This is a genomic window from Pseudomonas sp. GW821-FHT01C01 (assembly GCF_059422645.1).
On record NZ_JBWKXF010000008.1, the window covers coordinates 34,921 to 57,029 of the forward strand.

Genomic DNA, 22,109 nt, shown 5'->3' on the forward strand with positions numbered 1-22,109 from the left:
TGAAAGACTGTTGGCCACTTTCCAGTCGTAATCGTCTTGCCTGAGTCTTTATGCCCGCCATCGATCATCCCCTGATAGACCAATTTCTCGACGCTCTCTGGCTGGAGAAGGGCCTCTCCGATAACACCCGCGATGCCTATCGCAGCGACCTGGCGCTGTTCAACGGCTGGTTGCAGGAGAAAGGCCTGGAGCTGGTCAATGCAGGGCGCGAGTTGATTCTCGACCACCTGGCCTGGCGTCTGGAGCAAAACTACAAACCCCGCTCAACCGCACGATTTCTTTCCGGTGTACGTGGCTTCTATCGTTATTTGCTGCGGGAAAAGTTGATCGCCGTTGATCCAACGTTACGGATCGATATGCCGCAGCTCGGCAGGCCGTTACCGAAATCCTTGTCGGAGGCCGATGTTGAAGCGCTGCTGGCGGCGCCGGATTTGAGTGAAGCCATCGGTCAGCGCGACCGGGCCATGCTTGAAGTGTTGTATGCCTGTGGCTTGCGGGTGACCGAGCTGATCAGCCTCACCCTTGAACAAGTCAATTTGCGTCAAGGCGTGTTGCGCGTGATGGGCAAGGGCAGCAAGGAGCGGCTGGTGCCAATGGGCGAGGAGGCGATTGTCTGGGTCGAGCGCTATATGCGCGATGGGCGTGGTGAGCTGCTTGGCGGGCGTCCCAGCGATGTGCTGTTTCCCAGCCAGCGCGGCGAGCAGATGACCCGGCAGACCTTCTGGCATCGGATCAAGCATCAGGCCAAGGTGGCCGGGATCGGCAAGTCGCTCTCACCGCACACGTTGCGCCATGCCTTCGCCACGCACCTGCTCAACCACGGCGCAGACCTGCGGGTGGTGCAGATGCTGCTGGGGCACAGCGATCTGTCGACGACCCAGATCTACACACACGTCGCCCGCGCACGCTTGCAGGACCTGCACGCCAAACACCACCCGCGCGGTTAGCACGGGACTGTGTAGCAGCTGGCGAAACCTGCGTCCGGCTGCGAAGCAGTCGTAAACCCTGAGTTCTCGGTTTAACTGATGTACCTCAGTGCCTGATCTTACGACTGCTGCGCAGCCGGACGCAGGCTTCGCCAGCTGCTACATAAATGCGTCGTGCAACGTGAGCGAAATGTCGTGCATCAGGCGCATTCGGCCACACGGACCTTATGTGATAGGCTTGGTCGGTTTGCACGATGGGCGGTTATGACCCGGTGTTTTGGCACGGGCGTTCTGATCGTCCCATATGTTCGCCTTCAGGAGTTCTCATGCGTCTGACCCAGATTTTCGCCGCCGCAGCCATTGCGTTGGTCAGCACCTTTGCCGTCGCCGATGACGCGGCCGACAAAGCCATTCGTAAAAGCCTGGAAAACCTCCAGCTCGAAGTCCCGGTGGAAAGCATCACTGCCAGCCCGTTGCCAGGCCTGTACGAAGTCAAGCTCAAAGGCAGCCGTGTGCTGTACGCCAGTGCCGACGGCCAGTACGTGGTTCAGGGCTACCTGTTCGATCTCAAGGACGGCAAGCCGGTCAACCTGACCGAGAAGACCGAGCGCCTGGGCATCTCCAAATTGATCAACGACATCCCGGTCGCTGAAACCGTGGTGTACCCGGCCATTGGCGAAACCAAGTCGCATATCACTGTATTCACCGACACCACCTGCCCGTATTGCCACAAGCTGCACGCTGAAGTGCCCGAGCTGAACAAGCGCGGCATCGAAGTGCGTTACGTGGCGTTCCCGCGTCAGGGCCTGGGTTCGCCGGGTGACGAGCAGCTGCAAGCGGTGTGGTGCTCGAAAGACAAGAAAGCGGCCATGGACAAAATGGTCGACGGCAAGGAAATCAAGGCCGCCAAGTGCGATAACCCGGTTTCCAAGCAATTCGCTCTCGGCCAGTCGATTGGCGTGAACGGCACACCGGCCATCGTTTTGGCCGACGGTCAGGTCATTCCGGGCTACCAGCCTGCGCCACAAGTCGCCAAACTGGCGCTGGGCGCGAAGTAAATTCGCATCGTCACGGCAAGCCTTGACGATCATGGTCCGGTAGCGACACTCGCCGGGCCATCAATAGAGAACCGCGAACATGCGGTTGTTTTCACGGCCGGCCTTGAGTCGGCCGTTTTATGGGGAGTTCACAGTGAAACCGGTCAAAGTAGGCATCTGTGGGTTAGGAACCGTCGGTGGCGGTACCTTCAACGTACTTCAGCGCAACGCCGAGGAAATTGCTCGTCGTGCCGGGCGTGGGATCGAAGTGGCACAAATTGCCATGCGCACGCCAAAGCCTCAGTTCCAAACGACCGGTATTGCGATTACCAACGATGTCTTCGAAGTGGCCACGAACCCTGAGATCGACATCGTTATAGAGCTGATGGGCGGCTACACCGTTGCCCGCGAGCTGGTACTCAAGGCCATCGAGAATGGCAAGCATGTGGTCACCGCGAACAAGGCGCTTATTGCTGTTCACGGTAATGAAATTTTCGCCAAGGCACGCGAGAAAGGCGTGATCGTTGCATTTGAAGCGGCGGTGGCCGGTGGCATTCCGGTGATCAAGGCGATCCGCGAGGGTCTGTCCGCCAACCGCATCAACTGGGTGGCCGGGATCATCAACGGCACCGGCAACTTCATCCTGACGGAAATGCGTGAGAAGGGTCGCACCTTCGAAGACGTGTTGGCCGAAGCCCAGGCTCTGGGTTACGCCGAAGCCGACCCGACCTTCGACGTTGAGGGGATCGACGCCGCTCACAAGCTGACGATCCTGGCGTCCATCGCATTCGGCATCCCGCTGCAGTTCGACAAGGCTTATACCGAAGGCATCACCAAGCTGACGACGGCCGACGTGAACTACGCCGAAGCGCTGGGCTACCGCATCAAGCACCTGGGCGTGGCGCGCAGCACCGCGGCCGGTATTGAACTGCGCGTGCACCCGACGCTGATCCCGGCCGACCGCCTGATCGCCAACGTCAACGGCGTGATGAACGCAGTGATGGTTAACGGCGATGCTGCCGGTTCGACTCTATTCTACGGTGCCGGTGCCGGTATGGAGCCGACCGCCTCGTCGGTGATCGCCGACCTGGTGGATGTGGTCCGCGCCATGACTTCCGACCCGGAAAACCGCGTACCGCACCTGGCGTTCCAGCCGGATTCGCTGTCGGCTCACCCGATCCTGCCGATCGAAGCCTGCGAAAGTGCCTACTACCTGCGTATTCAGGCCAAGGACCATCCGGGCGTATTGGCTCAGGTCGCGAGCATCCTGTCGGAGCGCGGCATCAACATTGAGTCGATCATGCAGAAGGAGGCCGAGGAACATGACGGCCTGGTGCCGATGATCCTGCTGACCCATCGTGTGCTGGAGCAGCACATCAACGATGCCATTCAGGCACTGGAGGCGCTCCAGGGCGTGGTTGGACCGGTAGTCCGGATTCGCGTCGAGCATCTGAATTAATTAAAAGCAGCGGCAAGCTGCAAGCTTCAAGCGGCAAGTCAAAGGCAGATAGGCTTTTACTTGCAGCTTGTAGCTTGAAGCTTGAAGCCAAAACCGAAGGTTTGCCCTTATGCGCTACATCAGTACCCGCGGCCAGGCACCGGCCCTGAATTTCGAAGACGTCCTGCTGGCAGGCCTTGCCACCGACGGCGGTCTGTACGTCCCGGAAAACCTGCCACGTTTCACCCAGGAGGAAATCGCTTCCTGGGCCGGCCTGCCGTATCACGAGCTGGCTTTCCGCGTTATGCGCCCGTTTGTCACCGGCAGCATTCCAGACGCTGATTTCAAGAAAATCCTCGAAGAAACCTACGGCGTGTTTGCCCACAGCGCCGTTGCGCCGTTGCGTCAGCTGAACGGCAACGAATGGGTGCTGGAGCTGTTCCACGGCCCGACCCTGGCGTTCAAGGACTTCGCCCTGCAATTGCTCGGTCGCCTGCTCGACTACGTGCTGGAAAAGCGCGGCGAGCGCGTGGTGATCGTCGGTGCCACCTCCGGTGACACCGGTTCGGCCGCCATCGAAGGCTGCAAGCACTGCGAAAACGTCGATATCTTCATCCTGCACCCGCACAACCGTGTGTCCGAAGTGCAGCGTCGGCAGATGACCACCATCTTCGGTGAGAACATCCACAACATTGCCATCGAAGGTAACTTCGATGACTGCCAGGAAATGGTCAAGGCCAGCTTTGCCGACCAGGGCTTCCTCAAGGGCACGCGCCTGGTCGCCGTGAACTCGATCAACTGGGCGCGGATCATGGCCCAGATCGTTTACTACTTCCACGCGGCCCTGCAACTGGGCGGCCCGGCGCGTTCGGTGTCGTTCTCGGTGCCGACCGGCAACTTCGGCGACATTTTCGCCGGTTACCTGGCGCGCAACATGGGCCTGCCGATCAATCAGTTGATCGTCGCCACCAACCGCAACGACATCCTGCACCGCTTCATGAGCGGCAACCAGTACGTCAAGGAAACCCTGCACGCGACGCTGTCGCCGTCCATGGACATCATGGTGTCGTCGAACTTCGAACGTCTGCTGTTCGACCTGCATGGTCGCAACGGCGCGGCAATCGCCGGGCTGATGGATTCGTTCAAGCAGGGCGGCGGTTTCAGCGTAGAGCAAGAGCGCTGGACCGAAGCCCGCAAGCTGTTCGACTCGCTGGCTGTGGATGACGCACAAACCTGCGAAACCATCGCTGAGGTCTACGAGCAGACCGGTGAAGTGCTGGATCCGCACACTGCCATCGGCGTGAAAGCTGCGCGGGAATGCCGCCGCAGCCTGGACATTCCAATGGTGATTCTGGGTACCGCCCACCCGGTCAAATTCCCGGACGCCGTGGAAAAAGCCGGTGTAGGAAAAGCTCTCGAACTGCCTGCACATCTTTCTGATTTGTTTGAACGAGACGAGCGTTGCACCGTATTGCCAAATGACTTGAAGGCCGTGCAAGCCTTTGTCAGTCAGCATGGCAACCGCGGCAAGCCGCTGTAACCGCTCAGAGCTGTCACATTTTGAAGCCCGTCTCCTGACGGGCTTTTTCATTTCTGCATGCACACTTGTCGTGTTATCGCCGCGAAAGGACGGGCGAGTGAATCACCAAGGACGTGGGAATGCTGTTTTCAAGTGTGTTCAAGCCGGCGATGCGCTGGCTGTTTTTGCTCGGCATCATGGGCATCGCCCAATGGGGAGGAGCGAGCCCTCCGACGATTCAGGAGCGCGGGATGTCTGTCGCCCGTTCAACGGTTGTGCTGGATGATCAGGAGTTGCGGTGGATGGCCTACCATCCACGGGTCGTTGTCACGGCGCTGGAATATCCGTTGTACCTGTTCAAGGATGAACATGGCCATTGGACGGGCCTGAACAGCGATCTGCTCAAGCGCATCAGTGACATGACGGGCTTGCAGTTCGTTTACGAGGAGTCTTTTTCCACCGATCAGATGCTCGCACATCTGGAAAGCGGCACGGCGGATTTAAGTACCACGCTTTCGATGAATGAAGAACGCAGGGCGCTTCTCGATTTCAGCCATGCGTTCGGCGGTGCAGGCTGGGTCTTTGTCGGGCAGGCGGGGGCGCCGCCGGTGCAGTCGCTGGAGGACCTGGCGAAACGGGTGCTGGTGCTGCCGACCCGGCATGCACTGGAAGCGGTGATACGTCGCGATTATCCGTCTATCGAATTGCGCTCGGTTAAAACCTACGCCGAAGCCCGTGCCTGGGTTGAAAGCGGCGAAGCCTACGCCACCATCGAAAACGAAATCGGCGCCCAGCTGTTTCCGTCGGGCCGGCTACAGCTCGGGGCTGTGGTGCCGGGTAAATGGGATGCGGATTATCTGGCAGTGCGCAAAGGCCAGCCGCAGTTGCTGAGCATCCTCAACAAGGCCCTTGAGGCGTTTTCTGAGCAGGAGCTGCGCGCGATTCGCCTGAAGTGGCTCGGAGGCACCAGCACGCCACAGGCGCATGGCTTCTGGCAGCGGATTGACCAGTGGTTCTGCTGGGGCATGTTTGTGCTCAGCCTGTTCGGCCTGTTGTCCCTGCTCTGGAACCGGCGGTTGGCGGTGGTGGTCAGGCAACGGGTCGAGGCCCAAAGAAGTCTGCGCGATCAGCTCGCATTCCAGCATGCCCTGATGGATGCCATGCCTGACCCGATGTTTGTCCGTGATCTGCAAGGGCGTTTGATCATGTGCAACAAAAGTTATGAGGACGCCTTGTCGACGCGTTTTGACCGGATGCAGGGGCGGCAGTTGATCGAGGTCGATGTCATGCCCAGACAAACCGCGGAACTGCTGCATGCCGAGTTCATGGCGCAGTTGAGTACGCGCAGGACGCGCTTCTTCGAGCGTCAATTGGTGTTCAAGGATGGTGTCAGGGATATCTACCAGTGGACAGTGCCGTTTTACACGGCGGATGGTCAGCTACGAGGATTGTTGGGGGGCTGGGCCGATATCGCCCGGCGTACCCGACAAGCGTGAGGGTTGCGTTTTTTCTCTGTCATGTTCGCCGTGCATGCTCTCTTGACTGAGCGGCAGGTTCGCCTGCTGTCAGTATCCAGAACTTTCTTCTCGGGCCAGCGGTCATCTGTTGTAGGCATGCCCCAGGCACGTTGTTTCGGACTATTGAGTGGTGATCGGGATGGAAAGTATCAGTCTGTTGCTCGGTGAGGCGCTGAGCCCGTATCAGGTCACATTGACCCCGTCAGGTATTCGTGGCGAATGGCGGGTGACCCTGACGAATGCTATCGGCGCGACCGTGGTCGAGCGCGAGTTCAATCAGGCCCAGTTGAATGACAAACGTCTGTTGACGGATGTGGTCGACGGTTTGCATCGCGACGTGCTGATCGCTGAAGGACGCCTGGAGCCTTGTGTCATCGCGGCATTGCGTAATGCTGCCCAGGACAAGCTTCTGGCCAGCCGCAATTGAACGGATTTTTGTGGGAACCTTCCCACGCCGAGGTCAGTCAGACTTTTTAACAGCAGGATCAAGCATTGTGCTCCGGTGCTTGTAGCTTGCTGCTACTGGTCTTCAAGCAGGCCACGTTTAACCCCGGGTCGTCTCCCCACTTCCCGGGGTTTCTTTTTGCCCGGGATTTGTCATGGCTGCGCCAGATTGTCGAAAAACGTCTTGGTGTCTTTCAGGTAATCACTGCGGCTTTGCGGATCCAGCCAGGCGGCGTAGGCCTCGTCGAGGTGCTCGCGGGGAAGGGCGCGCAGCACCTGGTTGATCTCGACGATGGCCTGCCGGCCCTTTGGCGTGTTGGTGCAACCGATGTAACCGGACAGGTATTTGCCCGTGCCGCGAATCGGATAGAACTGCAATTCATCCTCGGCGATGCCTTGCAGCGAGGCCTGGTAGCGAATTTCCGGGCGATAGCCCAGCAGCAGGCGCAAGCGTCCCAGGCGCTGCATTTGCAGCAGGCTGCCCAAGGCATCGTTGCCGTAATGAGCGGTCAGGGTGTCGGCTGGTGCTTGCTTGAGCAGCCCGTCGAGGTATTCGCCGTAATTGCGCTCGGCAACAATCCCCAGTTTTTCGCTGCCGCTGGCGAGCAGCGCTGCCAGGTCCACTTCGCCGTCCTTGATAAACGGTGCCAGCACGTTCTGGTCAACGCGCCGCACGGCCAGGCCATTGCTCATGGCGCGGAAGACCGGAATGGAAAAGGCGATCCACTGTTCCCGTTCCTTGCTCCAGTTCAGCGCCGCGTCGCAGACGAGGGACGGTTCGTGGAGCATTTGCAGTCCACGTGCGCGATTGACCCTCATCACGCTGTGTTGGTATTGCGGCATACCGGCAATCAACAGTGGAAGCAGTTGATCGATGACGCCCTGGCCCTTTTTCGGCCCGTCGAAAATCGTCAGCGGCGGCAGGTCGCGCTTGAGCCAGATCAGGTTTTCCCTGGTTTGCGCCAGGGCTGACGAGACAGGTTCAAGGAGCAGAAACAAAGTCGCCAGCGCGCACAGCAGCCACCCGCCGCGCGACGGGCAGCGTCGAGGCAGGCGCCTCGGTTCAGATGGCTCCGTCTTTGCGCAACTGTGCGATCTGCGACGCGTCATAGCCAAGTTCCTGGAGTACCTGTGCGTTGTGCTCTCCCAGTTGTGGCCCGACCCATTCACATTCACCGGGGGTCTCTGAGAGTTTCGGCACAATGCCCGGCATCTTGAAGTCTTTGCCATCCGGCAGCTTGGCTTGCAGGAACATTTCTCGCGCCAGGTACTGAGGGTCATTGAACATGTCTTCGGCGCTGAAGATCCGGCTGGCCGGCACCTCGGCCTGATTCAGTTGCGCCAGCACCGTGTCCAGCGGCAACGAGTTGACCCAGCGATCGATGACGCCATAAATCTCGTCGCGTCGGGCATCGCGGCCATCGTTGCTGGCAAGCAGAGGGTCGTTGGCCAGGTCTTCCCGTCCAATGATCAGCATGAAGCGTTTGAAAATCGCGTCGCCATTGGCGCCGATCTGCACGTGCTTGCCATCAGCACTGGTGTGGATCGAGGACGGGGTGATGCCGGGCATGATATTGCCCGTGCGTTCGCGGATGAAGCCGAACACGTCGAACTCCGGGACCATGCTTTCCATCATTGCGAAGATGGCTTCGTACAGCGCCACGTCCACCACTTGCCCCTGGCCGCCGTTGACCTCGCGATGACGCAGGGCCATCAACGCGCCGATCACGCCCCAGAGCGCGGCAATCGAGTCGCCGATGGAAATGCCGGTACGCACCGGTGGCCGGTCTTCGAAGCCGGTGATGTAGCGCAGGCCCCCCATGGATTCACCGACCGCACCAAAGCCGGGCTGATCTTTCATCGGGCCGGTCTGGCCGAAACCCGACAGCCGCACCATGACCAGTTTCGGGTTCAAGGCGTGCAAGACATCCCAGCCCAGGCCGAGTTTTTCCAGGACGCCGGGACGGAAGTTTTCAATCAGAATGTCTGCTTCACCCAGCAGCTGTTTCAGGATCGCCTGACCGTCGGGGTGCTTGAGATTGAGGGTCAGGGACTTTTTATTACGCGCCTGGACGAACCACCACAACGAAGTGCCTTCATACAACTTGCGCCATTTGCGCAATGGATCACCGCCGTCCGGGGATTCGATCTTGATCACGTCGGCACCGAATTCCGCGCAAATGCGCGAGGCAAACGGGCCGGCAATCAAGGTGCCCAATTCAATGACTTTCAGACCGGAAAGCGGTTTGGCGGTGATCGGCATGCGGGATCCTGCTGGACAAGGGATGGGCGAATAGAGCGTTTTAACATAGCCGACTGTCAGGCGCTTCAGGTTGATCACCTTCAATTCGTGGATTGCCCGTCGCATCGGTTAGACTTGCCGCCTTTCCTCGTATCAAGAAGCCCGTTCATGGCCCAGCCGTCCACGACCTACAAGTTTGAACTGAACCTCACTGACCTCGACCGCAGCGTCTATGAGAGCGTGAAGCAGACCATCGCCCGTCACCCTTCGGAAACCGAAGAGCGCATGACCGTACGCCTGCTGGCCTACGCCCTTTGGTACAACGAGCAGCTGTCGTTCGGCCGTGGTCTGTCGGAAGTGGATGAGCCGGCCTTGTGGGAAAAAAGCCTGGATGACCGTGTCCTGCACTGGATCGAAGTCGGCCAGCCCGACGCCGAGCGCCTGACCTGGTGTTCGCGCCGCACTGAGCGCACCAGCCTGCTGGCCTATGGCAGCCTGCGCGTGTGGGAAGGCAAAGTGGTGCCGGCAGTGAAAAACCTGAAGAACGTCAACATCGCTGCCGTGCCTCAGGAAGTCCTGGAAACCCTGGCCAAGGACATGCCGCGCGTCATCAAGTGGGACGTGATGATCAGCGAAGGGACGATCTTCGTCACCGACGACCGTGGTCAGCACGAAGTCCAGTTGCAGTGGCTGGCCGGTGAGCGCGGCTGATTTTTCGCCGCTCTGGCGCGTCACCCGGTTTTATCCTACGTATTCAAGAGAAGCCCCTGTCACCCCATGCGCATCGAACCTCGCCTGCTGCCCGACACCCTGCCATTCCTCGGTGATATTCCGCCGCTGCTGACCCGCCTGTACGCGGCGCGGGGCGTGCAATCCGAGGCGGAACTGGACAAGAGCCTGGCGCGGTTGATTCCGTTCCAGCAACTCAAGGGTATCGATGCCGCCGTGGACCTGCTGGTCACGGCACTCGAACAGCGTCAGCGCATTCTGATCGTCGGCGACTTCGACGCCGACGGTGCGACGGCCAGCACCGTGGGCACCTTGGGTTTGCGCCTGTTGGGTGCGGCACATGTCGATTATCTGGTGCCCAACCGATTCGACTACGGGTACGGGCTGACACCGGAAATCGTTGCGGTCGCGCTGGAGCGTCAGCCTCATTTGCTGATCACCGTGGATAACGGCATCTCCAGTGTCGACGGCGTGGTCGCGGCGAAAAAGGCCGGGCTCAAGGTGCTGGTTACCGATCACCACTTGCCCGGCGACGAACTGCCATTGGCTGACGCCATCGTCAATCCAAACCAGCCGGGTTGCGAGTTCCCGAGCAAGGCACTGGCCGGTGTCGGGGTGATTTTCTATGTGCTGATGGCCCTGCGCGCGCGATTGCGTGAACTCGGCTGGTATGTGAGCAAGCCGCAGCCGAATATCGGCGAACTGCTCGATCTGGTGGCCCTGGGCAGCGTGGCCGACGTGGTGCCGCTGGATGCCAACAACCGGATTCTGGTGCATCAGGGCCTTGAGCGGATTCGCGCCGGACGTGCCCGGCCGGGGATCAAGGCGATCCTCGAAGTGGCCAAGCGCGATCATGCGCGCATCACCTCCACCGATCTGGGCTTCATTGTCGGCCCGCGCCTGAACGCGGCAGGGCGCCTGGATGACATGAGCCTGGGCATCGAGTGCCTGCTGACCGAGGATGCGGGGCTGGCCCGTGAAATGGCGGCGCAACTGGATGGCATGAACCAGGACCGCAAATCCATCGAGCAAGGCATGCAGCGCGAAGCGCTGGCGCAGCTCAAGGATTTGCCGGTGGAGTCGATGCCGTTCGGCTTGTGCCTGTTCGATCCCGAGTGGCATCAGGGCGTCATCGGTATCCTCGCGTCGCGGATGAAAGAGCGCTATTTCCGCCCGACCATCGCCTTTGCCGATGCCGGAGATGGCCTGCTCAAAGGCTCGGGGCGTTCGGTCCAGGGCTTTCACATCCGCGACGCCTTGAGTGTGGTGGCGGCGCAGCATCCGAATCTGATCACCAAGTACGGTGGCCACGCAATGGCGGCCGGCCTGACGCTTCCGGAAGCGAATTTCCCCTTGTTCGCCGAAGCCTTTGACGCTGAAGTGCGCCGGCAACTGCGCGAAGAAGACCTGACGGGCCGCCTGCTGTCGGACGGCACCCTGGCGGTGGAAGAGTTTCACCTGGAACTGGCCCGTGCCCTGCGGCATGCCGGCCCATGGGGGCAGCACTTCCCGGAGCCGTTGTTTCATGGGGTGTTCCAGTTGGTCGAGCAGCGCGTCGTTGGCGAACGGCACCTTAAAGTCGTGCTGAAAAGTGAGTGTGGTTCGGTGAAACTCGACGGTATCGCCTTCGGGATCGACCGCGACATCTGGCCGAATCCGACCATCAAATGGGTGGAGTTGGCCTACAAACTCGACCTCAACGAGTTTCGTGGCAACGAGACGGTTCAGCTGATGATTGCCCACATCGAACCGCGTTGAGTTCTTCGCTGGCAAGCCAGCTCCTACAGGTTTTGCACGCGCTCTGTAGGAGCTGGCTTGCCAGCGAAGGCGATTTCCCTGACACCGAATCTCTCTGAACCCTCCCTCATCCCCGGTTGTCGACTAGGCTCTAAGCACTGCTTGATTGGCCTTGTGACGTCTTGTCGAATTTTTTTGCCCGCGGGGGCGGGTGTTGTACCTTTTTCCTGTCACTCGTCGACTATTCAAACAGAACCTGGAGCCTGCCCACTGATACGAGAGGTGCCCCATGAGTCTGCTGCTTGAACCCTTTACCATTCGCCAATTGACCCTGCCCAACCGCATCGCGGTATCGCCGATGTGCCAGTATTCTTGCGCCGATGGCCTGGCCAATGACTGGCACCTGGTCCACCTCGGCAGCCGTGCTGTCGGCGGGGCAGGGCTGGTGTTTACCGAAGCCACGGCGGTCACCGCCGACGGGCGTATCACCGCTCAAGACCTCGGTCTGTGGAATGACGAACAGATCGAACCCCTGCAACGCATCACCCGCTTTATCAGCGCCCAGGGCGCCGTTGCCGGCATTCAGTTGGCCCATGCCGGGCGCAAGGCCAGTACCTACCGGCCATGGCTCGGCAAACATGGCAGCGTCAAACCCGATGAGGGTGGCTGGGTGCCGGTCGGACCTTCGCCGATTGCGTTCGACCCACAGCACACGCAACCCAGACAGCTGGATGACGGCGAGATCGCCAAGGTGATCCAGGCGTTTGTCGATGCGGCAAAGCGCTCTCTGATTGCCGGTTTCAAGGTGGTCGAAGTGCACGCGGCCCATGGTTACCTGCTGCACCAGTTCCTGTCGCCGTTGAGCAATCAGCGTCGCGATCAATATGGCGGTTCGTTCGAAAATCGCATTCGGCTGGTGCTGCAGGTCACCGAAGCGGTGCGTGCGGTGTGGCCTGAAGAGTTGCCGGTGTTTGTCCGGGTCTCGGCCACCGACTGGGTGGAAGATGGTTGGAACCCTGATGAAACCGTGGAGCTGGCGCGCCGCCTGAAAGACCTGGGTGTGGACCTGATCGATGTCTCGTCGGGCGGGACGGCGGCGAATGCCGAGATTCCCACTGGGCCTGGTTATCAGACCCGCTTCGCCGAACGTGTGCGCAAGGAGTCGGGCATGGCCACCGGCACGGTTGGCATGATCACCGAGCCGGCCCAGGCCGAGCACATCCTGCGCACCTGTCAGGCCGACGTCATCTTCCTGGCCCGTGAGTTGTTGCGTGATCCGTACTGGGCGCTGCATGCAGATGACGACTTGGGCGGGCACAAGGCCGTGTGGCCGGCGCAGTATCAGCGGGCGACCCACCGTGAGCAGCCGATTCACGAATCGGATTTGCGCGACTGAAGTCCATCGATATGAAAAAGCCCCTGAATCGTGAGATTCAGGGGCTTTTGTTTTTTCAGGTGATCGATCAGGCCGCTTCGATCTTGCTGCGGTTCTGTTCGACCTTGTTCAGGTAGTCCTTGAGCTTTTCCTGTTCGGCCACCGTCGTGAACAAACCGAGCTTGCTACGACGCCAGAGGATGTCGTGGGCGCTGGTTGCCCATTCTTCGCTGCACAGATAGTCGACTTCACGGGTGTAGAGACCGCCGCCGATGTGTTCGCCCAGATCGCTGAGGTCCTGTACGCCTTCGAGCATGCGCCAGGTACGGCTGCCGTAGGTGGTGGCCCAGCGGCGAGCGATCTCGCTCGGTACCCAGTCGAATCTGTCGCGGATACGCGAGGTCAAGGCTTGCGGGGTGGTCATGTCTTCACCGCCCGGCAGCGTGGCGTTGGCGGTCCAGCTTGGTTTGATGTGCTTGAAGTACGGTGCCAGTTGCGCCAGCGCCGATTCGGCCAGTTTGCGATAGGTGGTGAGCTTGCCGCCGAATACGGACAGCAACGGAGCTTCTTCGCCAGAGCCCGACAGCGCCAGGGTGTAATCGCGGGTCACGGCCGACGGATTGTCGGATTCGTCGTTGCACAGCGGGCGCACGCCGGAATAGCTATGGATGATGTCGTCGCGGCTGATTTGCTTTTTGAAGTGGGCGTTGACCACGTTCAACAGGTAATCGGTTTCGCCGTCGGTAATAGCCACTTTCGCCGGATCGCCGGTGTACTCGCGGTCGGTGGTGCCGATCAGGGTGAAGCGGTTCAGGTAGGGAATGGTGAACACGATGCGCTGATCTTCGTTTTGCAGGATGTGCGCGTGTTCGCCTTCGTACAGCTTCGGCACGATCAGGTGGCTGCCCTGGATCAGGCGGATGCCGTAAGGCGATTCCATCTTCAGGTCATCACGAATGAACTTGGCGACCCATGGCCCGGCCGCGTTGACCAATGCCTTGGCACGGATCGAAAACAGGCTGCCATCGGCACGTTCCAGATGCAGGTGCCACAGGCCTTTGTTACGACGCGCGCTGACGCAGCGGGTCTGGGTGTGAACGTGGGCGCCCTTTTCTCGGGCGGCCATGGCGTTCAACACCACCAGGCGCGCGTCGTCGACCCAGCAATCGGAGTATTCGAAACCCTTGGTGATCTCGCTTTTGAGCGCGCTGTCGGGACCGAATTTCAGGCTCTTCGAACCTTCCAGTTGCTCGCGCTTGCCCAGGTTGTCATAGAGGAACAATCCGGCGCGGATCATCCACGCCGGGCGAAGGTGCGGGCGGTGTGGCAGCACGAAGCGCATTTGCTTGACGATGTGCGGCGCCTTGGCCAACAGCACTTCCCGTTCGGCCAGGGCTTCACGAACCAGGCGGAATTCGTAATGTTCGAGGTAGCGCAGGCCGCCGTGAATCAGCTTGCTGCTGGCCGACGAGGTATGGCTGGCCAGGTCATCCTTTTCACAAAGGAACACCGATAGGCCGCGACCGGCAGCATCCGCTGCGATCCCCACGCCATTGATCCCGCCACCGATGACGGCGATATCGTAAACCTCGGCGAGAGGGGGCGTAGGCAAGGTGGAAGTGGGCATCGGCTCGGCCTCGGAATTCTTTGATGTTCTGTATTTGATTTCGAACATTAATGTTCATTTGCGAAAATACTAGCCCATAAAGACGTGCGCAGCCAGTCAACTTCGATTGAAAATACTCATCGAAGGGCCGTTAAAGGAAAATTTACGAACATTTGAATGTATGTCAGGAGTGCTTTTGTGGCGAGGGAGCTTGCTCCCGCTGGGCTGCGAAGCAGCCCTGAAACCCGTCAACCAGGTTCAGTCAGGTGTATCGAGCCAGTCGGGTTGGCGACGGCTTCGCCGCCGAGCGGGAGCAAGCTCCCTCGCCACAGGGGAGCATTGCATTCGAAAGGGTTAAACAACCTCCAGCCGAACCTTGTGCTGGTTCAACAGCTGCGCCAGCGCCGGCGAAGGCTGCTGATCGGTGACCAGGCAATCGACCAGGCTGATCGGCCCCAGGCGAATCATGGCGTTGCGCCCGAACTTGCTGGAGTCGGCTGCGAGGATCACTTGTCGGGCATTGGCGATGATCGCCTGGGATACCCGCACTTCCTGATAGTCGAAATCCAGCAGGCTGCCGTCCTCATCGATACCGCTGATGCCGACCAAAGCGAAATCGACCTTGAACTGATTGATGAAGTCGACACTGGCCTGGCCGACCACGCCACCGTCGCGCCGCACGTTGCCGCCGGTCAGCAGCACGTCGAAGTCGTCCTTGGCGCTGAGCATCGAAGCCACATGCAGGTTGTTGGTGATGATCTTCAGGTGACTGTGATTGAGCAGGGCCCGGGCAATGGATTCGGTCGTGGTGCCGATGTTGATGAACAACGAGGCATGGTCGGGAATCTGCGCAGCAATGGCTTCGCCGATACGCTGTTTTTCATCGCGCATCTGATCGGCGCGCATGGCGTAGGCGGTGTTTTCGACACTGGAATCATAGGCGGCGCCACCGTGGTAGCGACGCAATAAATTGGCTTCCGCGAGCTGATTGATGTCGCGGCGGATGGTCTGCGGGGTAACAACGAACAGCGTGGCCATTTCCTCGATACTGACATAGCCGCGTTCGCGGACCAGCTCGAGGATTTGCTGCTGACGGGGAGGCAGATTCATGGGGCGTCCTTTGGGCTGCCGTGCAAAATTTGCCCATGATGCCGCAGGAATCCGCTCCCTACCAGTTACAACCAGATACGAGTCTGGGACCTGGCCTATTCAGCCGCGTCTTCAGCCGCCCAATTGCGGGTGCGGCTGACGGCTTTTTTCCAGCCGGCGTAGAGCTTTTCCTTCGCGGTTTCATCCAGCGTCGGCTCGAACTTGCGTTCGATTACCGCTTTGCCACGCAGTTCTTCCAGGCTGCCCCAGAAGCCACAGGCCAGGCCTGCCAGGTAAGCGGCGCCGAGTGCAGTGGTTTCGCGCATTTGCGGGCGTTCGACCTGAGTGCCGAGGATGTCGGCCTGGAACTGCATGAGGAAGTTGTTGGCCACCGCGCCGCCATCCACTCGCAGGGCCTTGAGGCGTTCGCCGGAGTCCTGCTGCATGGCGTCCAGCACGTCGCGGGTCTGGTAGGCAATCGATTCCAGCGCGGCACGAATGATGTGATCCACACGTACGCCGCGGGTCAGGCCAAACAGCGCGCCACGGGCATACGGGTCCCAGTACGGTGCGCCGAGACCGGTGAAGGCCGGCACCAGGTACACGCCGTTGCTGTCCTTGACCTTGTTGGCGAAGTACTCGGTGTCGTGGGCGTCATTGATGATCTTCAGCTCATCACGCAGCCATTGCACGGTGGAGCCGCCGTTGAATACCGCGCCTTCAAGCGCATAGGCCACTTCACCGCGCGGGCCGCAAGCGATGGTGGTGAGCATGCCGTGCCGGGATTTAACCGCCTTGTCGCCGGTATTCATCAGCAGGAAGCAGCCAGTGCCGTAGGTGTTTTTTGCCTGGCCTGGTTCGACGCACATCTGGCCGAACAGGGCGGCTTGCTGGTCACCGGCAATGCCGCCGATGGCGATGCCGCTTTTGGTGTGGCCGTAGATTTCCGACGACGACTTGACTACCGGGAGCATCTCGCGCGGGATGTCGAGGACTTCCAGCATCTTCGCGTCCCACTCCAGGGTGTGGATGTTGAAAAGCATGGTGCGCGAAGCGTTGGTGTAATCGGTGACATGCACCTTGCCGCCGGTAAATTTCCAGATCAGCCAGCTGTCGACGGTGCCGAACAGCAGCTCGCCGTTGCGCGCGCGTTCGCGGCTGCCTTCGACATTGTCGAGGATCCACTTGAGCTTGGTACCGGAGAAGTAGGGGTCAGTGACCAGGCCGGTGGTTTCGCTGATGTATTGCTCGTGACCATCGCGTTTGAGCTGCTGGCAGATCTCGGTGCTGCGTCGGCATTGCCAGACGATGGCGTTGTAGATCGGGCGGCCGGTGTTCTTGTCCCACACCACGGTGGTTTCGCGTTGGTTGGTGATACCGATGGCGGCTACCTGGTCGTGGTGCAGGCCGGCTTGTGCCAGGGCCTCGACCATCACGGCGCTTTGGGTGGCGAAGATTTCCATCGGGTCATGCTCGACCCAGCCGGCTTGCGGGTAATGCTGGGCGAACTCCCGTTGGGCGGTGCAGACCACGTTCGCGTCGCGGTCGAAAATGATCGCGCGGGAGCTGGTCGTACCCTGATCGAGGGCAATGATGTAGTTCTTATTCTGTGTGTCGGTCATGTCGATTGCCTTGGACTAAATAAGGGAGTGAGGTCTGGCGCGCGATCAAAGGGCAGGGGCACGCGCCAACGGTATCAAGAAGTTCTGGGTTTGCCGTCAATGGCAGGTAGTGCGTCCTTTGTAGCAGGTACGGCGCTGGGCAGATGGCGGGCAATCAGCCCGCGATAGGCGGCAGCACCGAGGCAGGCACCGACAATCGGTGCAAAAACAGGAATCAGGAAATACGGAATATCGCGTCCGCCAGTGAAGGAAATTTCACCCCAGCCAGCGAAGAAAGTCATCAGTTTAGGACCGAAGTCCCGCGCCGGGTTCATTGCAAAACCGGTCAGCGGTCCCATCGAGCTGCCGATCACCGCAATCAGCAGGCCGATCAGCAGCGGTGCCAACGGGCCTTTTGGCAGGCCATTGTTGTCGTCGGTCAGGGACATGATCACGCCCATCAGGATGGCCGTAATGATCACCTCGACCAGAAACGCCTGGGCGGTGGTCAGCACAGGATTCGGGAAGGTGGAGAACACGGAGGCCAATTCAAGGCTGGCTTGAGTGCCGCGAACCATATGGTGAGTTTGTTCGAATTCGAAGAATAGATTGCTGTAAAGCGTGTAAACCAACAGCGCTCCACAGAAGGCACCTGCCACCTGAGCGAGTATGTAGAAAGGCAATTTACGCTTTTCGAAGTCCGCGAAAATACTCAGGGCAATGCTGACGGCAGGGTTCAGATGGGCTCCGGAAACTCCGGCGGTCAGGTAGATCGCCATGCTGACGCCGACGCCCCAGATAATGCTGATTTCCCACAAGCCAAAACTGGCACCCGCGACTTTGAGCGCGGCAACGCAACCGGTACCAAAAAAGATCAGCAGCGCCGTACCCAGGAATTCGGCCATGCATTGGCTCGAGAGCGACGGTTGTTGTAAAGCAGTTGTCATTGAAACCTCATTTTTTTTGTTGTCTGGCGCTTTTTCCATCATGGTCGGAGCGCGGTTTTCAGCGAGGCAGGATCCCCATCCTGGTCGCGGTTTACTGCTCGGTGCTGCGGTAGGACGTTTCGTACAGTTTCAGAAACGAAAAAATATAGACAAGAAACGCTACTGTCAAAGGTCGAAAGTGAACCGTCGGTCATAAATAAACTATTCGTCGCATGAATGAACGAGTCTTTGGGTTGGTGGGAAGGCTGGGCAACGGCGTCATGGATGCGCTGCCCTGGAGCCTTTTAACGATCAATGTCCTAAAATCCGCCGCAGTATTTTTCTTCTGCCGCCCAGTCTGGAGCTGCCATGACCCCCGCATTGGATTTGTTGAAAAAGGTTCGAGCCGAACATCGCGTACACAGTTACGAACATGACCCGAAGGCCGCCTCCTACGGCCTGGAAGCAGCGGAGAAACTGGGGCTCGACCCGGCTCAGGTGTTCAAGACCTTGCTGGCGGCCAGCGAAAAGGGCGAGTTGTTGGTGGCCGTGGTGCCGGTGGTCGGCAGCCTGGACTTGAAAGGACTGGCCCACGCCGCTGGCGTGAAAAAGGTCGAAATGGCCGACCCGGCGGCGGCGCAGCGCTCCACTGGCTATCTGTTGGGTGGGATCAGTCCGCTAGGGCAGAAAAAGCGTTTGCGTACCTTCATTGATAATTCAGCCCAGCCCTTCGCCAGCATTTTTGTCAGCGCGGGCCGGCGCGGACTGGAAGTCGAACTGGCGCCGGCTGTGCTGGCCGAACACACCCAGGCGAAGTTTGCCGATATCGGTCGTGCGTGAGCGTCGAAGTGAGCTCGGCGCTGTATGGTGAAAATCGGTCTGCTCTGTCACTGGTGCCGGTGCGACCAGCGCGGCATGCTCGGCTGTCTGACAAAGGGAGAAGGTTATGCAGCTTGAGTTTCATCAGGTCGACGCGTTCAGCAATCAGCCATTCAGCGGCAACCCGGCGATGGTCTATCGGCTCGATACCTGGCTCGCCGATGAATTGATGCAAAAGATTGCCGCCGAGCACAACCTTGCCGAGACGGCGTTTGTCGTACGCGAAGGGCAGGGCTGGCACATCCGCTGGTTTACGCCGACCACCGAGGTGCCATTGTGTGGTCACGCGACGCTGGCTAGCGCCTATGTGTTGTTTGAAATCTATAAAGAGCCGGTCGAGCGACTGGACTTCACCTGCAAATCCGGACCGTTGAGCGTGACCCGTGAAGGTGGGCGCCTGTGGCTGGATTTTCCGGCGATCACTGCGTCGCCGGTGAACGTGACAGCGGACATCGAGCGTGCACTGGGCGTGAAAGCTGTCGACGTATTGGGTTCGAATGAGCTGTTCGTGGTGCTGGAGTCGGAACAAGCCGTACTCGACTGCAAGCCGGACATGGTCGCCCTGGCGAAGTTGCCATGGTTGGGCGCTATCGTGACGGCGCGGGGCGAGCAGCACGATTTCGTTTCCCGTTACTTCGCCCCGGCAATCGGCATCAATGAAGACCCGGTAACCGGATCGACCCATTGCCTTCTGATTCCGTACTGGTCGCAGCGTTTGGGCAAGTCGAGCCTGACGGCTTTTCAGCGTTCGACGCGGGGTGGGGAATTGTTCTGCCGGCTGGAAGGGGAGCGGGTGAAGATTGGCGGGAATGCGACGCTCGTGGCGAGCGGAACGCTGATGCTGGGTTAGCTCCAATCCAATTGTGGGAGCGGGCTTGCTCGCGAAGGCGGTGAATCAGTCGACATGAATTTTGACTGGCACACCGCCTTCGCGAGCAAGCCCGCTCCCACAATTGTTTCGTGTGTATCAGTTGGTCGTGCTGTAGCGCCGGACACCGGATTCAACAGCCGGAATCTGCGCAGCCGTGCTGCCGGACGCCTGGAACAACACCAGGTGTTCAGCCGCGACACGAATACCCACATCCGCCCCAACCTGACGATCGACATGGCTGGGGAAGATCGACTCCAGTTGCGCGCCTGTCGGCAGCTGCAAGCGATACAGGGTCGATGCACCCAGGAACGTCTTGCCGGCGATTCGCGCCTTCAGTGCGCTATCCGGTGCATAGACGATATCGTCCGGACGCAGCAGCACGTCTACGGCACCGCCTACCGGCCAGGTGTAGGCCCGATTGCCGCGCAACTCACCCAGCTCGGTTTGTACCGACTCCGGGCTGCTCAACTGACCGCGAATGAAATAGCCTTGGCCGATGAAGCTGGCCACAAACGGCGTCAGCGGTTCGTGATACAGGTTGTAAGGCGTATCCCATTGTTCCAGACGACCTTCCTTGAACACGCCAACGTGGTCGCTGACCGCGAAGGCTTCTTCCTGGTCGTGAGTCACCAGAATCGCACTGGTGCCACGGGCCTTGAGGATGTCGCGCACTTCATGGCTGAGCTTGCGGCGCAATTCGCCATCGAGGTTGGAGAACGGCTCGTCGAGCAGCAGCAGTTGTGGTTCCGGCGCCAGTGCGCGGGCCAGGGCGACACGTTGCTGCTGCCCGCCTGAAAGCTCGTGAGGGAAGCGCTTGCCGAGGTTCTTCAGGTTGACCAGTTCCAGCAGCTCTTCGGTAACGCGATCTTTTTGCGGATGCTTGCGAATACCGAAGGCGATGTTGTCGGCCACGCTCAAATGCGGAAATAGCGCGTAGTCCTGGAACACCATGCCGATGCGGCGTTTCTCCGGTGCGAGGGTGAAACCGGCGCTGGAGATTGTCTCGCCAGCCAACTGGATTTCACCTTCATGCACCGGCTCGAAACCGGCAATCGCCCGCAGCGTTGTGGTTTTACCGCAACCCGAGGAGCCCAGCAGGCAACCGATGTCGCCCGCGTTCAGGTGCAGGTTGAGGTTTTGAACCACTCGCTGGTCCTGATATCCACAAGCGAGGTTGCGCAGGTTAAGCAGTAATGGCTGGCTCATGCGTGGTGGTACGAAGGCGGAACGAGGAATTCGAGCAAGGCCTTTTGCGCGTGCAGACGGTTTTCGGCTTGATCCCAGGCAACCGAACGTTTGTCATCGAGCAGGTCGACGCTGATTTCTTCGCCGCGGTGCGCTGGCAGGCAGTGCATGAACAGCACGTCTTCAGCAGCCAGGTCGAGCAGGGCGCAGTTGACCTGATACGGTGCGAACAGTTGCAGGCGCTTGGCGGTTTCCTCTTCCTGACCCATGGAGGTCCAGACGTCGGTGCTCACCAGGTGTGCACCGCGCACGGCATCTTTCGGGTCGCGAACGATGGTGACCCGATCGCCGGCCTTGGCCAGGAACACCGGGTTGGGCTCGTAGCCTTCCGGGCAGGCAACGCGCAACTGGAAGTCGAACTGGATCGCCGCTTCTATATAGCTGTTGCACATGTTGTTGCCATCGCCGATCCAGGCCACGGTCTTGCCCTGGATGGAGCCGCGGTGTTCGAGGAAGGTCTGCATGTCGGCCAGCAACTGGCACGGGTGCAGGTCATCGGACAGGCCGTTGATCACCGGCACGCGGGAGTTGGCGGCGAATTCGGTCAGGTTGCTGTGGGCAAAGGTACGAATCATCACCGCGTCGAGCATGCTCGACATGACGATGGCGCAGTCGCCGATCGGCTCGCCACGGCCCAGTTGGGTGTCACGTGGCGACAGGAAGATCGCCTGGCCGCCGAGCTGGATCATGCCGGCCTCGAAAGAGATCCGGGTGCGGGTCGAGGATTTCTCGAAAATCATCCCCAGGACGCGGTTTTTCAGAGGCTCGAACAGTACGCCGCGGTTACGCAGGTCCTTGAGCTCAACGCCTCGACGGATCACGCTGACCAGCTCTTCGGGCGTGCAATCCATCAGGGAGAGAAAGTGCCTTGCGCTCATCATTGACTACCTTTTTGCTACAAACCGCAGATGCTCAAAGCCTTGTTTAA

Annotated in this window: 19 protein-coding genes; 11 read left to right on the plus strand and 8 right to left on the minus strand. The window is 59.8% G+C overall.

The annotated features are described in order from the left end of the window. Positions 1 to 50: 50 nt before the first annotated feature. The 6 genes from xerD to AC07XF_RS07870 all read left to right on the plus strand — a co-directional run bounded on the left by xerD (position 51) and on the right by AC07XF_RS07870 (position 6,864). Complete coding sequence (gene xerD / locus AC07XF_RS07845) at positions 51 to 947, plus strand: site-specific tyrosine recombinase XerD (protein ID WP_495026052.1); 897 nt, start codon at positions 51 to 53, stop codon at positions 945 to 947. A gap of 305 nt (positions 948 to 1,252) precedes the next feature. Further along, positions 1,253 to 1,984 carry a bifunctional protein-disulfide isomerase/oxidoreductase DsbC gene (gene dsbC / locus AC07XF_RS07850; RefSeq protein WP_007990033.1) on the plus strand — a complete coding sequence of 244 codons (732 nt, stop codon included), beginning with the start codon at positions 1,253 to 1,255 and terminating at the stop codon, positions 1,982 to 1,984. 133 nt (positions 1,985 to 2,117) lie between these two features. Then, the gene (locus AC07XF_RS07855; protein WP_008018563.1) at positions 2,118 to 3,422 is read left to right on the plus strand and encodes a homoserine dehydrogenase; all 1,305 of its coding nucleotides are present in this window, start codon (positions 2,118 to 2,120) and stop codon (positions 3,420 to 3,422) included. A gap of 109 nt (positions 3,423 to 3,531) precedes the next feature. Beyond that, positions 3,532 to 4,941 carry a threonine synthase gene (gene thrC / locus AC07XF_RS07860; protein WP_007990037.1) on the plus strand — a complete coding sequence of 470 codons (1,410 nt, stop codon included), beginning with the start codon at positions 3,532 to 3,534 and terminating at the stop codon, positions 4,939 to 4,941. 119 nt (positions 4,942 to 5,060) lie between these two features. Next, a complete protein-coding gene (locus AC07XF_RS07865) occupies positions 5,061 to 6,416 on the plus strand; it encodes a transporter substrate-binding domain-containing protein (RefSeq protein WP_495026053.1) in 1,356 nt (451 codons plus the stop codon). Between the two features lie 160 nt (positions 6,417 to 6,576). Next, positions 6,577 to 6,864: a DUF3509 domain-containing protein gene (locus AC07XF_RS07870; protein ID WP_495026054.1), complete on the plus strand. Its 288-nt coding sequence runs from the start codon at positions 6,577 to 6,579 to the stop codon at positions 6,862 to 6,864. Positions 6,865 to 7,034: 170 nt separating this feature from the next. On the opposite strand, the gene AC07XF_RS07875 is transcribed toward AC07XF_RS07870, so the two are convergent. Both AC07XF_RS07875 and AC07XF_RS07880 read right to left on the minus strand, forming a co-directional pair. Beyond that, positions 7,035 to 7,991, minus strand: coding sequence for a TIGR02285 family protein (locus tag AC07XF_RS07875; protein WP_495026055.1), 957 nt, complete (start codon positions 7,989 to 7,991; stop codon positions 7,035 to 7,037). Continuing rightward, positions 7,945 to 9,144, minus strand: coding sequence for a CaiB/BaiF CoA transferase family protein (locus AC07XF_RS07880; RefSeq protein ID WP_495026056.1), 1,200 nt, complete (start codon positions 9,142 to 9,144; stop codon positions 7,945 to 7,947). Before AC07XF_RS07880 ends, AC07XF_RS07875 begins: the two co-directional genes overlap by 47 nt. Positions 9,145 to 9,291: 147 nt before the next feature. On the opposite strand from AC07XF_RS07880, the gene AC07XF_RS07885 reads away from it, so the two are divergent. From AC07XF_RS07885 to AC07XF_RS07895, 3 genes are all read left to right on the plus strand, one after another. Then, complete coding sequence (locus AC07XF_RS07885) at positions 9,292 to 9,834, plus strand: YaeQ family protein (RefSeq protein ID WP_007971297.1); 543 nt, start codon at positions 9,292 to 9,294, stop codon at positions 9,832 to 9,834. A 66-nt stretch (positions 9,835 to 9,900) separates the two neighbouring features. Next, on the plus strand, positions 9,901 to 11,610 hold the full coding sequence (gene recJ, locus AC07XF_RS07890; protein ID WP_495026057.1) for a single-stranded-DNA-specific exonuclease RecJ: 1,710 nt from the start codon (positions 9,901 to 9,903) through the stop codon (positions 11,608 to 11,610). Positions 11,611 to 11,878: 268 nt separating this feature from the next. Continuing rightward, positions 11,879 to 12,985, plus strand: coding sequence for an NADH:flavin oxidoreductase/NADH oxidase (locus tag AC07XF_RS07895; RefSeq protein WP_495026058.1), 1,107 nt, complete (start codon positions 11,879 to 11,881; stop codon positions 12,983 to 12,985). Between the two features lie 67 nt (positions 12,986 to 13,052). Here the strand turns inward: AC07XF_RS07895 and glpD are convergent, their stop codons facing one another. The 4 genes from glpD to AC07XF_RS07915 all read right to left on the minus strand — a co-directional run bounded on the left by glpD (position 13,053) and on the right by AC07XF_RS07915 (position 18,207). Next, a complete protein-coding gene (glpD, locus tag AC07XF_RS07900) occupies positions 13,053 to 14,591 on the minus strand; it encodes a glycerol-3-phosphate dehydrogenase (protein WP_495026059.1) in 1,539 nt (512 codons plus the stop codon). Positions 14,592 to 14,924: 333 nt separating this feature from the next. Continuing rightward, positions 14,925 to 15,680: a DeoR/GlpR family transcriptional regulator gene (locus AC07XF_RS07905; protein ID WP_007971301.1), complete on the minus strand. Its 756-nt coding sequence runs from the start codon at positions 15,678 to 15,680 to the stop codon at positions 14,925 to 14,927. 95 nt (positions 15,681 to 15,775) lie between these two features. Then, positions 15,776 to 17,281, minus strand: coding sequence for a glycerol kinase GlpK (gene glpK, locus AC07XF_RS07910; protein ID WP_495026060.1), 1,506 nt, complete (start codon positions 17,279 to 17,281; stop codon positions 15,776 to 15,778). 74 nt (positions 17,282 to 17,355) lie between these two features. Further along, complete coding sequence (locus tag AC07XF_RS07915; protein WP_495026148.1) at positions 17,356 to 18,207, minus strand: MIP/aquaporin family protein; 852 nt, start codon at positions 18,205 to 18,207, stop codon at positions 17,356 to 17,358. A gap of 348 nt (positions 18,208 to 18,555) precedes the next feature. Between AC07XF_RS07915 and ybaK the strand changes: the two genes are divergently transcribed. Together ybaK and AC07XF_RS07925 are read left to right on the plus strand one after the other, a co-directional pair. Continuing rightward, positions 18,556 to 19,026 (plus strand): Cys-tRNA(Pro) deacylase, encoded by a 471-nt coding sequence (ybaK, locus tag AC07XF_RS07920; protein WP_007971306.1) that lies wholly within the window; start codon positions 18,556 to 18,558, stop codon positions 19,024 to 19,026. A 106-nt stretch (positions 19,027 to 19,132) separates the two neighbouring features. After that, positions 19,133 to 19,915, plus strand: coding sequence for a PhzF family phenazine biosynthesis protein (locus AC07XF_RS07925; RefSeq protein ID WP_495026061.1), 783 nt, complete (start codon positions 19,133 to 19,135; stop codon positions 19,913 to 19,915). A gap of 117 nt (positions 19,916 to 20,032) precedes the next feature. Here AC07XF_RS07925 and AC07XF_RS07930 read toward each other — a convergent pair whose 3' ends face one another. Together AC07XF_RS07930 and argF are read right to left on the minus strand one after the other, a co-directional pair. Then, positions 20,033 to 21,142 (minus strand): ABC transporter ATP-binding protein, encoded by a 1,110-nt coding sequence (locus AC07XF_RS07930; protein ID WP_495026062.1) that lies wholly within the window; start codon positions 21,140 to 21,142, stop codon positions 20,033 to 20,035. Beyond that, the gene (gene argF, locus AC07XF_RS07935) at positions 21,139 to 22,059 is read right to left on the minus strand and encodes an ornithine carbamoyltransferase (RefSeq protein WP_033052334.1); all 921 of its coding nucleotides are present in this window, start codon (positions 22,057 to 22,059) and stop codon (positions 21,139 to 21,141) included. Before argF ends, AC07XF_RS07930 begins: the two co-directional genes overlap by 4 nt. Between the last annotated feature and the right edge of the window lie 50 nt (positions 22,060 to 22,109).